This is a genomic window from uncultured Roseibium sp. (assembly GCF_947496995.1).
In the GTDB taxonomy this organism is placed as follows: Bacteria; Pseudomonadota; Alphaproteobacteria; order Rhizobiales; family Stappiaceae; genus Roseibium.
In genome coordinates this window covers 152,936-167,248 of the sequence record NZ_CANMFD010000006.1, presented here as the reverse complement: position 1 = coordinate 167,248, position 14,313 = coordinate 152,936, and the positions used below count along the sequence as shown (strand labels likewise).

Genomic DNA, 14,313 nt, shown 5'->3' with positions numbered 1-14,313 from the left:
TGGCGCAAACAAATAAGGAGATGATCATGACCGAAGCGCCAAATCCCGCCCAAATGACCCCGGATCCGACCGCCGGACTGGAAGGCGTCGTTGCCGCCACCACGACACTGAGCCATGTCGACGGTCAGAACGGCGTCCTGATCCTGCGCGGCAAGACAATAGAGGATCTTGCCGGAAAAATGCCTTTCGAGGCGGCGGTCGAGCATCTTTGGGAGGATTTCAGCCAGGTCGGCGACCATCCCCTGCGCACGGCGTTCGGACAGGCCCGCACCGCCGCATTCGCTGTTGTTCCGTTGCTCGAAGATGCCGCGCCAGAGCTTTCGGTCTTCGAGCGCATGCAGCTCGGACTTGCCGCCCTGCCGCTGAAACGCGGTCTGCCCGACGCGGTCGCCATCACCGGAGCCCTGCCGGTGTTTCTGGCGGCTTCCCACAGGATGGCCTTGGGACTGGCGCCTGTCGCGCCGGACAGTACGCTGAACACGGCCACGGACCTGCTGCGGATGCTGACGGGCACGCTGCCGCCGGAAGGTCATGCGGATGCCTTGAACCGCTATCTGGTGACCATTCTCGACCACGGTCTGAACGCCTCCACCTTTACTGCGCGGGTGATCGGCTCCACGCAGGCGGAGCTGAAGCAGGCGGTTCTGGGCGCAATGGGCGCCCTGAGTGGCCCGCTGCACGGCGGCGCGCCGGGCCCGGTGCTCGACATGATCGACGCGATCGGCCAGCCGGAAAACGCGGAAGCCTGGATCGGCGGGGCCCTTGCCCGCAAGGAGCGGCTGATGGGCTTCGGCCACCGGATCTACCGGACGCGCGATCCGCGCGCCGATGTCCTGAAGGCGGGACTGAGGCTGATTGGAGCGGAAAATCCCAAAGTGAAACTGGCGGAAGACATAGAAGCTGCGGCGCTGGCCGCCCTGAAACGGGCCAAGCCGAACCGGCCGCTGGAAACAAATGTCGAGTTCTATACAGCCGTCCTTCTGGATGCGATCGGCATCGACCGGACCCTGTTCACCCCGCTGTTCGCGGTCGGACGCACGCCCGGCTGGTGCGCGCATGTTCTGGAACAGCAGCAGACAGGCAAGCTGATTCGGCCGTCCTCGCATTATGTGGGGCCGCAGCCGGTCTGAGTCCTTTGATGGATGTGCTCTAGCCTTCCTTCGAGGTCCTGCTGTTCAGGCGATAGATCATGTCGCGTACCCACATATGGACCGGGAAACGGTGGTTGAGGGTCGTCCAGACCAGGCCGATCGTCACCGACGTATGGACCGGACAATCGACCACCTGAAGCCCTGCGCCGACAGCTTTTGACAGGCGTTCGGGCACGGTCGCAACCAGATCAGACCCCGACACCAGGCGTTCCAGCCCCGCCGGGCTGGGCACGCGCAGCGCTACCTTCAGGTCCTTGCCCATACGCTCCAGTTCGATCAGATACCGCGAGCGCCACTGACCTCCATAGGTGACGAGCACATGATCGAGGCCGAGATAATCGTCCAGGCTCAGCGGCTCTCCGGCTTTGGGATGGGCGGGATCCAGAAGGCAGACATAGCGGTCCTGGTAGAGATCGCGCCGGTAGAAATGCGGGCCGGATTTCTCGAACGGACCGATCAGAAGGTCTGCCTCGTTGCGCAGCAGGCGCTCGTGCCCGATGCCGGACGCATCGATGATTTCCAGTTCGAGATTGGGCGCATCGCGTTTCAACGTGTGTACGATTTCCGGGATGATCAGGACCCGTTCATAGAAGTTGCAGGCGATGGTGAACTTCTGACTGGCCATTGCCGGATCGAAGTCGGGTGGCGCGGCCAGCTGCCGAAATTCGGTGGTGAGGCGCTTTGCCTGCTGGACGATGTCCTCGCAGCGCGCCGTGGCCTGCAGGCGGCGCGCCTGGCGGATGAACAGCGGATCCTGGAACACCTGCCTGAGCTTGTTGATCGTGTAGCTGACGGCGGACTGGTTGACGCCCAGCTCTTCGGCCGCCCGGGTGAACGAGCGAAGCTGGTGTACGCACACCAGAACCTGCAGGGCCCGAAAATCGACCCCCATGGGATCTACCTGCATCGTCATCAGCCCTCCACTGCCAATGGTTCGGCGCCATTTGTGCCATCGGATCAAAAAATTCGATGCAATCTATAAAGTCAATCGTATTGCTTGATTTCATCAAGGCGGAAATACTGAGCCGACCGGCCGGATTGGGGAGGAAGATGGCGAATGGCGACAGCACCCGTCGACGAGACGCTGACCCTCGCGCAGCTGACACGCGATCCCTATCCGATCTATCGAAGGATGCGGGCGGAGACGCCCATCGTGCAGGTGCCGGCGGCGAACCGGATCTTTCTGACCAAGGCGAAACACACCAGGATGGTGAAGGATGACCCAGTGCTGTTCAGCTCGGACGATCCGGTAACGCCCATGCGCAGGGCGTTTCGCGCCCATACCCTGATGCGCAAGGACGGCGAGGAACACCGGCGCGAACGCATGGCGATGCAGCGGGCCTATTCCCCAAAGGTCATCGATACCGACTGGGCCGACCTTTACCGGAAACTATGCGCCGACTATCTGGACCGGCTGCCGCGCGGGGAAACGGTCGATCTGTTCACGGAGCTTTGCGGGCCGCTGGCGGCACGGATCCTGGCGCATATCCTCGGTCTCGACGAGGTCGGCGATGCCGACATGCAGCGCTGGTCGCAAGTGCTGATCGACGGGGCCGGCAATTTCGGCTTCGCCGAGGAACCGTTCCGGCGCTCGGACGCGGCCAATGCCGAAATGGATGCCGTGTTCGAGACCCTCGTTCCGCGTCATCGGGCTGAGCCCAACAATTCCGCCCTGTCGATCATGCTGAACGCGCGTGATCCGATCCCGATGAGCCAGATTTTCGCAAACATCAAGATCGCCATCGGCGGCGGCATCAACGAGCCGCGCGACGCCCTGGCCACCATCATCTACGGGCTTCTGACCAACCCGGACCAGCTGGAGGAAGTCAAGAGACAGGAAGCCTGGGGCGACGCCTTCGAGGAAGGTGTGCGCTGGGTCGCGCCGATCCAGGCCTCTTCCCGTCGGGCCACGCGGGACCTTGAAATCGACGGCATCGAGATTCCCGAAGGCGTGACGCTGATGACCATCCAGGCATCGGCCAATCGCGACGAGGACGATCACGAGGACGGCGAATCCTTCAATGTCTTTCGCCGGAAGGTGCCGCACCAGGCCTTCGGCAACGGGCCGCACCATTGCGCGGGCGTCCATGTTTCACGCCGCACCGTCGGAGACATCATGCTGCCAATGCTGTTCGACCGTTTTCCCGGCATGAGCCTGGAGAAGCCGGAAGACGTCGTCTGGAGCGGGTTCGGCTTCCGCGGCCCGCTGAATCTGCCTGTCAGGCTGGCCTGAACAAACGCACAAGGACAAAACCGGGCCGGCACGACAGCGCCGGCCATATAATCTAGAGGGAGGAAATCATGCCGAACTACCGGAACCTGTTGCCGGCCGCCGCCGGAACGATCCTGGCAGCCAGCCTTTTGCTGGCGGGAGCACCGGGTGCTTCCATGGCCGCGGATGTCACGCTGCGGCTTCACCAGATGCTACCGCCCCAGGCGAGCGTCCCGAAGAACATTCTCGAACCGTGGATGGCTCGAATCCAGGAAGAGTCCGGGGGGCGGATCGAGGTTCAGCATTTCCCGGCCATGCAACTCGGCGGCAAGCCACCGGAGCTGATCGACCAGGCCATCGACGGCGTCGCCGATATTGTCTGGACCCTCCCCGGCTACACCCCCGGCCGCTTCCCGCGCACGGAAGTCTTCGAACTGCCCTTCGTCATGACCAATGCGGAAGCCGTGTCACGCGCCTTCTGGCAACTGGCGGAAGAGACCATGCTGGACCAGGACTTCAAGGACATGAAGGTTCTGGGACTGTGGGTTCACGGTCCCGGTCTGATCCATTCCAAACAACCGATCAGTTCGCTGGACGATCTGAAAGGCGTCAAGCTGCGGGCGCCGACCCGTGTAACCAACGACATGTTCGCAAGCCTGGGAGCGACCCCGGTCGGCATGCCGGTTCCCGCAGTTCCCGAAGCGCTTTCCAAGGGAGTGATCGACGCCACGGTGGTGCCGTGGGAGGTGACAGGCGCCCTCAAGATCAACGAACTCGTCGACAACCACACAAGCTTCGGGGACGACGCCCTTTACACCGCGACCTTCGTGCTGGCGATGAACCGGGCCACTTATGACGCGCTCCCGGACGATCTGAAGGCCGTGATCGACAACAATTCCGGTCTGGAGCTTTCGGCATTCGCCGGAAAACAGATGCAGCTGGATGATGCCGCCCCCCGGGATGACGCCCTCGCGAAAGGCGGTGTGATGATCGATCTCGGGCCGGAGGAAGTCGCCCTCTGGAAGGAGGCGGCGATCCCCACACGGGAAAAATGGATTGCCGAAATGGATGAAAGGGGTCTCGACGGCAGCAGTCTCTATCAGCGCGCAATGGAGCTGATCAAGGCAAACACCCAACAATAACGAACTTTGGAGGCATCGGCTCCTGCACGGAACCGATGCCTCCCATCTGTGTGCAACCGACTGGTCGCCCTTGAGACCGGCCGTTTCCCGAAATCCTGTGTCTACCGGACGCGGCGGGTCACTGCGCCATTTCCGCTTCGCGAACGGCGAATTCGATCTCGTCGACCAGACCGGCATCCAGCTGCAGCCGGGCGGCCAGCATCTGCAGATAGGCCTTTTCGGCCGGATGATCCGGATCGATGGCGAGGCGGGAGGCGGCGTAGAGTTCCGCCGCCGTTTCCTGACAGGTGGCGCTGGCGACGACCTTGTCGAGGTCGAGCGGCGAGCGCAGTTCGTCCATCAGAAAAGCCTTGGCCTCGCTGTCGAGACCGGCCTCGTCGATCTTGGAGAAAATCCGGTCCTGTTCCTCCCGGTCGATATGACCGTCCGCCTTGGCGGCGGAGATCATCGCCGTCAGGAGTGCCACAGCCACCTGGTTTTCGCCGCCCGGCTGCTCGCGCGGATCGAAAGCGGTGCCGCGCGCGTCCTCCACCGGGATCGGGGCGTCGGCAGGATATTGCGGCCGCGGTGCGTTCTGCTGGTTGGCCTTGTGGCCCTGATAGGCCTTGTATGCGAGACCCGCCACCAGGGCGAGACCGCCATAGGTGACCGCCTTCTTGCCGATTTTCCGGCCTGACTTTGTGCCGAGCATCAACCCGGCAAGACTGCCGAGCGCCAGTCCCCCGCCTTGCGACGACAGGAAATCCTTGCCCTGGGAAAGAAGGTCTCCGGACCCTCCCCGCTGAGAACCGCCCCGGCCGCCGGACTGGTCTGAAGTCTGGCCGCCCAGAAACTGATCCAGCAAGGATTTTGCGTCGAACATGAGTGTCTCCCTGAAATAACCCCGAAGGGGGTGAATGTCTGTCGTCCTATCAAATGGGATTTTCTGCAAATCCCGCAAGTTCACAATACAAATCCCCATAAACCGGCCGCGCGGATCATCTGCGGGCAAGCGGCAGCAGGTTGTCGTCCTTCAGCGTTTCCATGGCAATTGACGACCGCACGTGATGGACGGCTTCCTGGGGCAGCAGGTCGTCGTTGATGATGCGGCTGAGGGCCTTCAGGTCCGGCACCACGATCTTCAGCATGTAGTCGACGTCGCCCGTCAGGGTGTGCGCTTCCTGGACTTCCGGCATGGCCTTGACCATGTCCCTGAACTTGCCGGCGTTTTCCTTGCTGTGCGCACCGAGCGTCACGCCGACATAGGCCGTGACGTTCAGCCCGAGGGCCTCCGGATCGAGCGCCGCCCGGTAGCGGCGGATGATCCCCGCCTCCTCAAGCTTCTGACGGCGGCGGGACACCTGGCTGGCGGAGAGCCGGATCACATCGCCGAGCTCGGCATTGGTGAGCGCGGCGTTTTCCTGCAGGGCAGTCAGAAGTTTCACGTCATAAACGTCCAATGCAATTGTCATGCATGTCTCATTGGTTTTTTACACATTTCGCGCAACATCTTACGCAATTTCACGTGCTTTGCACACCTGCTGCGCGTCTTTGGCGGCATATTTGTTCCAACACTCGAACACACAGAGGAGAGCTCGCCTTGGGACCGTTTCCGCACGACGCACCGGTTGCGAAAATCACCGAAGACAATCCTGCCGGAACGGACGGGTTCGAATTCGTCGAATTCGCCCATCCGGAGCCTGAAAAGCTGGACGCGCTGTTTCGCAAGATGGGCTATGAGCCAGTCGCAAGGCACAAGACGAAGAACATCACGCTTTATCGTCAGGGCGACATCACCTATGTGCTGAACGCCGAAGCAGGCAGCCACGGCATGAATTTCGTCGATACGCACGGTCCCTGCGCACCGGCCATGGCCTGGCGGGTGGTCGACGCCCAAAAGACTTTCGAGCACGCCGTTTCAAAGGGCGCGACACCCTATGAAGGCGACGACAAGACGCTCGACGTCCCGGCAATTGTCGGCATCGGCGGCTCGTTGCTCTATTTCATCGACACCTATGGCGAAAAAGGCTCGGCCTATTCGAAGCACTTCGACTGGCTGGGCGAGGTCGATCCGAAACCGAAGGGCGTCGGCTTCTATTATCTCGACCACCTGACCCACAACGTCTTTCGCGGCAACATGGACAAGTGGTGGGATTTCTACCGCGATCTCTTCAATTTCAAGCAGATCCACTATTTCGACATCGACGGGCGCATCACCGGCCTCGTCAGCCGGGCAATCACCAGCCCGTGCGGCAAGATCCGCATTCCGCTGAACGAATCCAAGGACGACACCAGCCAGATCGAGGAATATCTGAAGAAATACAACGGCGAAGGCATCCAGCATATCGCTGTCGGTACGGACGACATTTACGGCAGCACGGACAGGCTGGCCGAGAACGAGTTGAGGTTCATGCCGGGTCCGCCGGACACTTACTACGAGATGTCCCACGAGCGGGTCATTGGCCATGACGAACCGATCGAGCGCATGAAACGCCACGGTATCCTGATCGACGGCGAGGGCGTTGTCGACGGCGGCATGACCAAGATCCTCCTGCAGATCTTCTCCAAAACCGTCATCGGCCCGATCTTCTTCGAATTCATTCAGAGAAAAGGCGACGAGGGCTTCGGCGAAGGCAATTTCCGCGCCCTGTTCGAGTCCATTGAGGAAGACCAGATCCGCCGCGGCGTGATCAAGACGGAAGCGGCGGAGTAGGGGGGGCGGTTGTTCTCCTTACAGGTGACATCAACTCCGTTGAATGAACCGAAAAGCTGAGTACCACCCTCGGCTGTCACCCCGGCCAAGCGCAGTGCCGAGCCGGGGCCCACTCGTTCGCAGAGGCTCTGTTGGGTGTCTGCAAGGCCGCTTCACACACAGCCTCCGGGACGGACAATACGGCGCGCAGGCCCGAAGCGGGTAGCGACCGTCGATGAACAATCAGCCTTGCTTCAGCAAGCGGCACGGCGAGTGGGCCCCGGGTCTCCGCTTCGCTGCGCCCGAGGTGACATCCGGTGCAAGGAAGCCTCGACAAATCAAGACCGTAACCGCCCGGTCTTCCCGGGAAGACCGGGAAGCCTCCTCCGGATACCGTTGACCCGATTGCAGCAGCACCCCCCCCTGCAGTTCAGCCCTTCACCTTGGCTTCCAGCACGTCCCACACCATCGCCGCCACGTCCGGGCCGCCGAGTTTGCGGATGGCGCGGATGCCGGTGGGGGCGGTGACGTTGATTTCGGTGAGCCAGCCGTCGATCACGTCGATGCCGACCAGGATGAGGCCCTTTTCGCGCAAGGAGGGGCCGAGGCGGGCGCAGATGTCGCGCTCGCGGTCGGTCAGGTCGCTGTCGGTGGGGGCGCCGCCGCGCACCATGTTGGAGCGCAGGTCGCCGGCTGCCGGCACGCGGTTGACGGCGCCGGCGAATTCGCCGTCGACCAGCAGGATGCGCTTGTCGCCGTGTTTCACGTTGGGCAGGAACTGCTGGATCACCCAGGGTTCGCGGAAGGTGGCCGCGAAGAAATCATACAGCGACCCGTAGTTGAGATCGTCCCGTGTGAGACGGAACACCGCCGCGCCGCCGTGGCCGAAGAGCGGCTTCATGACGATGTCGCCGTATTCCTCGCGAAAGAGATCGATCTCCGCCTTGTCTCGCGTGACCAGGGTGGGCGGCATCAGGTCGGCGAATTCGGTGACGAACAGCTTTTCCGGCGCGTTGCGGACTTCCATCGGGTCGTTGACCACCAGCGTGTCCGGATGGATCTTCTGAAGCAGGTGTGTCGCGGCGATATAGGCAAGGTCGAAGGGCGGGTCCTGGCGCATCAGCACCACGTCCATCTCGCGCATGTTGAAACGCAGGCTTTCGCCGAAGGTGAAGTGGCTGCCCTTTTCGTCCCGAACCTTCACCGGTTCCATCGTGCAGAACACCTCGTTGCCACGCATGGCGAGCCGGTCGGGCGTATAGTGATACAGCTCGTGGCCCCGCGCCTGCGCTTCCAGCATCAGCGCAAAGGCGCTGTCGCCGGCAATGTTGATGGTCGAGATATGGTCCATCTGGACCGCAACTTTCAAAGCCATGAGGCAACTCCCGGCGGGGACGCAGCGAATGCGCCAAGGAATATGAGAACGGTTGGTCCAGATATGCGGTGCGGGGTCGGCTTTGTCCAGTAGGACACTGAGTGGCGTCTATTCCCAGGCCTCGAAGGCGTTCTCGATCCGCTCCGGCAGGGCCCAGGGGCGGATGACGATCACGTCGAAGCGGAGCGTGAAAAAACCGGCTTTCGGGTGTTTGGCAACGAATATCCTGGCTGCGCGCGAAATACGTTTCTGGCTTGCCGGCGTTACCGCCTCGACCGCCGCCCGGCGGGTTTTCCTGGCTTTGACCTCAACGAAGGCGACGGTTTTTCGGCGTTTGGCGATCAGGTCGATTTCACCCGCCTTCGTCTTGTAGCGGCGCTTGAGGATCCGCCAGCCGGTCAGGCGCAGATACCAGGCTGCGAAGGTTTCGGCGGACAGACCGAGCGCATGGGCGCGGCGGCGTTGTTCGGTGTCCGGGCCGCCACGTCCGCGCGCCATTCAGGCGTCCCCCGATTTCAGGTCCAGTGCCCGTTTATAGACCTCGTTGCGGTCAAGTCCGGTTGCCTTGGCGACTTTCTTGGCGGCCGTGCTGACCGGCATGTCCTCAAGCGCTTCCAGCAGCAACGCATCCAGATCGCCGCCTTCGTCTTCCGGCTTTTCTTCCGCCGGGCCGATCAGAATGACGATCTCGCCCTTGACCTGCCGATCCGCGAAACGCTCCGCCAGTTCGGCAAGGGTGCCGCGCTCGAAGGTTTCAAAGCGCTTGGTCACCTCCCGCGCCACCACCGCGTCGCGTTCCCCGCCCAGGGTTTCGGCCATCAGCGCAAGGGTCGCACCGGTGCGGTGGGGGGACTCAAAGAAGATCAGCGTTGCCGGAACCCGGGCAAGCTCCGCCAGGCGCTTGCTTTTCGGCCCGCCTTTTTGCGGCAGGAAGCCGGCAAAGAGAACGGTGTCACTCGGCAGGCCGGAGGCGACCAGACCTGCGAGCGGGGCAGAGGCGCCCGGAACGGGAATGACGTTGTAACCTTCCGCCACCACGTCGCGGACAAGCCGGTAGCCCGGATCGGAGACCAGCGGCGTGCCCGCATCGGAAACGAGGGCGACTGCCCGTCCGGCCTGAAGCTCCGCCAGGATCCTTGGCCGCTGCCTGTCGGCATTGTGCTCGTGATAGGCAAGAAGCGGCGTCTTGAGACCGAATTTCCGCGTCAGCGTGGCGGTCACCCTTGTATCCTCACAGGCGATGACGCTGCTGGCAGCCAGTGTCTCCAGCGCCCGCACCGTGATGTCGCCGAGATTGCCGATCGGGGTGGAAACGATATAAAGCGCCGGCTCCAGATTGGGCGCGGAAAAGGTGTGTTCGGACAGGCTGTAGCGGTTCTTGTCCGCCGCGGGCGGGGGACTGTCGGTTCCCATCGGGCGTCCTTTCACGCTGGTCCGGATCTCCTGCCATCCTGCGCAGACCCTTAACGGCAGGGCGACCTGAACAGCGACTGCGGCAACCGGCGAATCCGGTCTCCGGGTTACGGATTTCTTCCTTGCGCTACCTGCTGAGCGCAACCGATGCAAGGCAAATCCACCGTTGATCAGGCGGATACGGCATTGAAACACCGCTAAAACTGGACATGCCTGCAGTGAATACGTAAGTCTTCTGGTAAGGGTGACGACGGAACAGGGCAAGTGGAATGCGGGTCAAAAACGTGCATCGGTGCAGACGGTTGGTTTTGAAATCTGTGCTGGCGGGCGCCAGTGCATTGCTGCTTGCCGGATGCATGGGCTCAACGCTCGGCTCGCTACCGGGCGACCAGGTGCAGCCGGGCGCCCAGCCGCAGGTCACCGGCGAGGTGATCGGCACAGGCAGTGTCCGCGTCGGGTTGCTGCTGCCGCTGTCGAGCAATGGCGGCAACGCTTCCATCGGAACGGTTTTCAAGAATGCCGCCACGCTGGCGCTGCAGAATTTCCCGAGCGCCGATGTCCAGCTGCTGGTGAAAGACACCAACGGCACCGCCGAGGGCGGCCGGGCCGCAGCGCAGGCGGCAATTTCGGAGGGCGCGGAACTGATCCTCGGCCCCGTGTTCGCCCCCGCCGTTTCCGGCGCCGCCACCGCAGCGCGCGCAACGGGCGTGCCGGTGATCGCCTTTTCGACGGACACATCGGTCGCCGCGAGGGGTGTCTATCTGCTGAGCTTCCTGCCGGAAAGCGACGTCAAGCGCACGATCAGCTATGCCAACAGCCAGCAGAAGAGTTCCTATGCCGCCCTCATTCCCGAAGGGTCCTACGGCGCTGTCGTGGAGGCCGCGTTCCGCCAGGAAGTCGGGCAGGGAGGTGGCCGCATCGCCACCATCCAGCGTTACAAGCTGAACGGCACCGATACGTCCGACCTGATCGCCAAGACACAGGCGCTGCAGCCCGTCTTGAACAACATCGACGCCCTGTTCGTGCCGGCAGCCGGCGGCGTTCCAGGGCTTGTCGTGCAGACGCTGGTCAGCCAGAACGCCAATCTCGGCCGGGTCAAGCTGCTGGGTTCGGGCCAATGGGATACCGCCCAGGAGAAAAGCAACCCTATCCTCGCCGGTGCCTGGTTCGCCGGTCCGGAGGACAAGAGCTTTCAGGCCTTCGCCCAGCGCTACCAGAGCGCCTATGGATCGGTGCCGCCGCGCAACGCCAGCCTCGTCTACGACGGTGTGACACTCGCCGCGGGCCTGATCCGCTCCGCCGGGCAGCAGCGCTTTCAGCAGAGCATCCTGACCAACCGCGATGGCTTCATCGGCATTGACGGATTGTTCCGCTTCCAATCCAATGGCCTCAACCAGCGCGGCCTTGCGGTTTACCAGATCACCGGCAGCGGCGCGCAGGTGATCTCCCCGGCACCGAGGGATTTCCGGTCCGGGTTCTGACTTTAACCGCCATCACCGGGAGTATGGGGTCAAGATGCTGAGCGGCAAACAGATCGTGCTGATCATCAGCGGCGGTATCGCGGCCTACAAGTCCCTCGATTTGATCCGGCGGCTGAAGGAACGCGGCGCCCGTGTCATTCCGGTCATGACCGGTGGCGCGCAGGAATTCATCACCCCCCTAGCGGTCGGCGCGCTGTCGGCGGAAAAGGTGTTCACCGGTCTGTTCGACCGGGAAGCCGAGCATGACGTCGGCCATATCCGCCTGGCGCGGGATCACGACCTGATCCTGGTTGCCCCGGCGACGGCAAACCTGATGGCCAAGGTGGCCCATGGCATCGTCGACGATCTGGCGACAGCGGTTCTGCTTGCAACGGACAAGCCGGTGCTGGCCGCCCCTGCCATGAACCCGAAAATGTGGAAGAACCCGGCAACACGGCACAATCTGGCGGTTCTTGAAGACCGCGGCATCCGCTTCTGCGGGCCTGCGGCAGGCGAGATGGCGGAAAAGGGCGAGGCCGGAACAGGCCGGATGAGCGAGCCGCTGGACATCGTGGCCGCCGTAGAAGACGTGCTGCGCGACAGGGATCTGGAAGCCGGGCGTCTGCCGCTTGCCGGAAAACATGTGCTGATCACGTCCGGCCCGACCCACGAGCCGATTGATCCGGTGCGGTATATCGCCAACCGGTCGTCCGGCAAGCAGGGACACGCCCTGGCAGCGGCGGCTTACGCGGCCGGCGCGCGCGTGACACTGGTGTCGGGACCGGTCACTCTGCCGGCCCCGGCCAATGTGGCTGTGATCCAGGTGGAATCGGCCAACGAGATGCTGCAAGCGGTGGAGGCCGCGCTGCCGGCGGATATCGCCATCATGGCCGCCGCCGTCGCCGACTGGCGCATGGCGAGCGAAGGCACGCAGAAGATCAAGAAGGATGGCAGCGGCAAGCCCCCGGCGCTGGAGCTCACGGAAAATCCGGACATCCTGGCCACCATCGGCCATCACGCAAGCCTACGGCCGAAGCTGCTCATCGGCTTTGCCGCCGAAACAACCGATCTGGTCGACAACGCCCGTGGCAAGCTGGAGCGCAAGAACGCCGACTGGATCGTCGCCAATGACGTCAGCCCGGCAACCGGCATCATGGGCGGGGACGCCAACACCATTCACCTCGTCAGCCGCAGCGGTGTCGACGACTGGCCGCAAATGTCCAAGGCCGAGGTGGCGCAACGGATCATCGCCAAGGCGGTGGACGCTCTGAAGGATCTGTCGTAATCCTGAAGCGCTCCACGCATCAGTTGATGAAGCAGCGGGAGAAGATGGCTGTCAGGTCTGCCCGGCGAACTCGAAATAGCTCATGCTGATCGTGCCGTATTCGTAGCTGCGGTGCAGAAGGTTCGGTTTTCTGTCCGGCGCTCCCGCTCCGAAGGCAAAGAACAGCGGCAGGAGGTGCTCCTCCGTCGGGTGGTTGCGGCGGAATTCCGGTCCGGAGTTGAGATCGCTGAAGCTGTCGATCGAACCTGTCTGCAGCCCCTCGTCCAGCCAGCCATCGAATTTTGTCGCCCAGTCCGGCACCACCGAGCCTTGCGGCTGGATCTCTCCGAGATTGTGGGTCGTGCTGCCTGAACCGACAATCAGGACACCCTGATCCTTCAGGGGAGCAAGGGTCTGCCCGAGGGCGAATAGCGTTGATGGAGTGCTGTCGCGGGGAAGGGACAGGGCGCTCACCGGGATATCGGCCGCCGGGTAGGCAAGCGAAAGAGGCACCCAGGCGCCGTGATCCAGACCCCAGCTGTTATCCAGCTCGAAGTCATGGCCCCCGGCTTTCAGCAGGCGCGCGACCTCGCCGACCTGAGCTTCACCTGCCACGGCGGGATAGGAAATCTCGTAGAGGGGCCGAGGGAAACCGCGGAAGTCGTGATAGGTGCGCAAGGGGCCCGGCGCGGACAGCTTCAGCCCGTCCGTTTCCCAGTGCGGTGAGAGAATGAGGATCGCCTTCGGCCGTGGACGGCCGGCGGCAAAGGACTTCAGGAACCGGCTCGCCGCCGTATCTTCCAGCGCCAGTGTCGGCGCGCCGTGCGCAAAAAACACCGCGCCGCCACCGGATTGTGTGTCTGTCACTGTGCCACTCCCTGGATCTCCATCTCTTCGTCGTTTGAAGATAGAGACTTCGGAGGTTCCCGGTAGATGTCATTCCGGAGATTATTTGTTCCGGATTCTTGAACAATCGACCGGGAAACCATGGCTTCGTTCAGGCTTTTTTACGGCCCGACCCTGACTTGGGCCGTTTATTTGTAGCCCAAGTTGATCAACTGGACGCGCCGGTTGACTGCCGCGTCCGGCTTGGACGGGTCGCGAAGCTGTTCCTCGCCAAGACCAACGGCAAACAGATACTGGCCCGGCACCTGGAAGGTCGTGACCAGTGCCTCGCGCACGGCTTGCGCGCGTTTGATGGAGAGGTCCAGGTTATATTGGCGCGGGCCCTTGGCGTCGGTGTGGCCGACGATAACGAAGGTCTGACCCTGCAGATACGGCGTGTGAAGCGCATCGGCGATCAATCCGACCGTCTCATAGGAATCCGGGCGGATACGGTCGGAATCGAATTCGAAGGTGATCTCGACGTTGAACTGGCGCAAGGTCGCCAACTTGGCCGACAGAGGCATGTCGTGCGGTGAATTGGCTCCGGGATATTTCCGGATGTTCTCGATCGCCGCCTTCTGCATCTGGTCGGCGGTCAGGTCCACTTCCTGCTGCGCCCCCTGCAGGGAGTTAATGATTTCATTGCGGTTCAGTTTGGTTTGTGCGGCAGCGCCAACGCTGGAAACGGCCAGAATTGCCGCTGAAAGACCGGCCAGAAGATATGTTTTCATAAGAATTCT

The 14,313-nt window shown here is 62.6% G+C and carries 14 protein-coding genes; 6 read left to right on the top strand and 8 right to left on the bottom strand.

Annotated elements, in window-relative coordinates; all coding sequences use genetic code 11:
• Nucleotides 1–26: 26 nt before the first annotated feature.
• Nucleotides 27–1,130 (top strand): citrate synthase/methylcitrate synthase, encoded by a 1,104-nt coding sequence (locus Q1B40_RS21930; RefSeq protein WP_299819577.1) that lies wholly within the window; start codon nucleotides 27–29, stop codon nucleotides 1,128–1,130.
• Between the two features lie 19 nt (nucleotides 1,131–1,149).
• Here the strand turns inward: Q1B40_RS21930 and Q1B40_RS21925 are convergent, their stop codons facing one another.
• Nucleotides 1,150–2,064 carry a LysR family transcriptional regulator gene (locus tag Q1B40_RS21925; RefSeq protein ID WP_299819574.1) on the bottom strand — a complete coding sequence of 305 codons (915 nt, stop codon included), beginning with the start codon at nucleotides 2,062–2,064 and terminating at the stop codon, nucleotides 1,150–1,152.
• 144 nt (nucleotides 2,065–2,208) lie between these two features.
• Here Q1B40_RS21925 and Q1B40_RS21920 point away from each other — a divergent pair, with 144 nt between their 5' ends.
• Both Q1B40_RS21920 and Q1B40_RS21915 read left to right on the top strand, forming a co-directional pair.
• Nucleotides 2,209–3,384, top strand: coding sequence for a cytochrome P450 (locus tag Q1B40_RS21920; RefSeq protein WP_299819571.1), 1,176 nt, complete (start codon nucleotides 2,209–2,211; stop codon nucleotides 3,382–3,384).
• Nucleotides 3,385–3,452: 68 nt separating this feature from the next.
• Nucleotides 3,453–4,505, top strand: coding sequence for a TRAP transporter substrate-binding protein (locus Q1B40_RS21915; protein WP_299819569.1), 1,053 nt, complete (start codon nucleotides 3,453–3,455; stop codon nucleotides 4,503–4,505).
• A 118-nt stretch (nucleotides 4,506–4,623) separates the two neighbouring features.
• On the opposite strand, the gene Q1B40_RS21910 is transcribed toward Q1B40_RS21915, so the two are convergent.
• Together Q1B40_RS21910 and Q1B40_RS21905 are read right to left on the bottom strand one after the other, a co-directional pair.
• On the bottom strand, nucleotides 4,624–5,367 hold the full coding sequence (locus tag Q1B40_RS21910; RefSeq protein ID WP_299819566.1) for a tellurite resistance TerB family protein: 744 nt from the start codon (nucleotides 5,365–5,367) through the stop codon (nucleotides 4,624–4,626).
• A 115-nt stretch (nucleotides 5,368–5,482) separates the two neighbouring features.
• Nucleotides 5,483–5,956 (bottom strand): Lrp/AsnC family transcriptional regulator, encoded by a 474-nt coding sequence (locus Q1B40_RS21905; protein WP_068408625.1) that lies wholly within the window; start codon nucleotides 5,954–5,956, stop codon nucleotides 5,483–5,485.
• Between the two features lie 128 nt (nucleotides 5,957–6,084).
• Here Q1B40_RS21905 and hppD point away from each other — a divergent pair, with 128 nt between their 5' ends.
• The gene (hppD, locus tag Q1B40_RS21900) at nucleotides 6,085–7,197 is read left to right on the top strand and encodes a 4-hydroxyphenylpyruvate dioxygenase (protein WP_299819563.1); all 1,113 of its coding nucleotides are present in this window, start codon (nucleotides 6,085–6,087) and stop codon (nucleotides 7,195–7,197) included.
• A 409-nt stretch (nucleotides 7,198–7,606) separates the two neighbouring features.
• Here the strand turns inward: hppD and gshB are convergent, their stop codons facing one another.
• The 3 genes from gshB to rsmI all read right to left on the bottom strand — a co-directional run bounded on the left by gshB (nucleotide 7,607) and on the right by rsmI (nucleotide 9,964).
• On the bottom strand, nucleotides 7,607–8,551 hold the full coding sequence (gene gshB / locus Q1B40_RS21895) for a glutathione synthase (RefSeq protein WP_299819561.1): 945 nt from the start codon (nucleotides 8,549–8,551) through the stop codon (nucleotides 7,607–7,609).
• Nucleotides 8,552–8,659: 108 nt separating this feature from the next.
• A complete protein-coding gene (locus Q1B40_RS21890; protein ID WP_299819559.1) occupies nucleotides 8,660–9,049 on the bottom strand; it encodes a YraN family protein in 390 nt (129 codons plus the stop codon).
• On the bottom strand, nucleotides 9,050–9,964 hold the full coding sequence (gene rsmI / locus Q1B40_RS21885; protein WP_299819751.1) for a 16S rRNA (cytidine(1402)-2'-O)-methyltransferase: 915 nt from the start codon (nucleotides 9,962–9,964) through the stop codon (nucleotides 9,050–9,052).
• A 269-nt stretch (nucleotides 9,965–10,233) separates the two neighbouring features.
• Here rsmI and Q1B40_RS21880 point away from each other — a divergent pair, with 269 nt between their 5' ends.
• Entirely contained in the window at nucleotides 10,234–11,445 is a 1,212-nt protein-coding gene (locus Q1B40_RS21880) for a penicillin-binding protein activator (RefSeq protein WP_299819557.1), read from the top strand.
• 34 nt (nucleotides 11,446–11,479) lie between these two features.
• A complete protein-coding gene (gene coaBC, locus Q1B40_RS21875; protein WP_299819555.1) occupies nucleotides 11,480–12,709 on the top strand; it encodes a bifunctional phosphopantothenoylcysteine decarboxylase/phosphopantothenate--cysteine ligase CoaBC in 1,230 nt (409 codons plus the stop codon).
• Nucleotides 12,710–12,760: 51 nt separating this feature from the next.
• On the opposite strand, the gene Q1B40_RS21870 is transcribed toward coaBC, so the two are convergent.
• A complete protein-coding gene (locus tag Q1B40_RS21870; RefSeq protein ID WP_299819553.1) occupies nucleotides 12,761–13,555 on the bottom strand; it encodes a class III extradiol ring-cleavage dioxygenase in 795 nt (264 codons plus the stop codon).
• A 167-nt stretch (nucleotides 13,556–13,722) separates the two neighbouring features.
• Nucleotides 13,723–14,304, bottom strand: a complete 582-nt coding sequence (locus Q1B40_RS21865) for an OmpA family protein (protein WP_103221954.1) — start codon at nucleotides 14,302–14,304, stop codon at nucleotides 13,723–13,725.
• Nucleotides 14,305–14,313 lie beyond the last annotated feature (9 nt).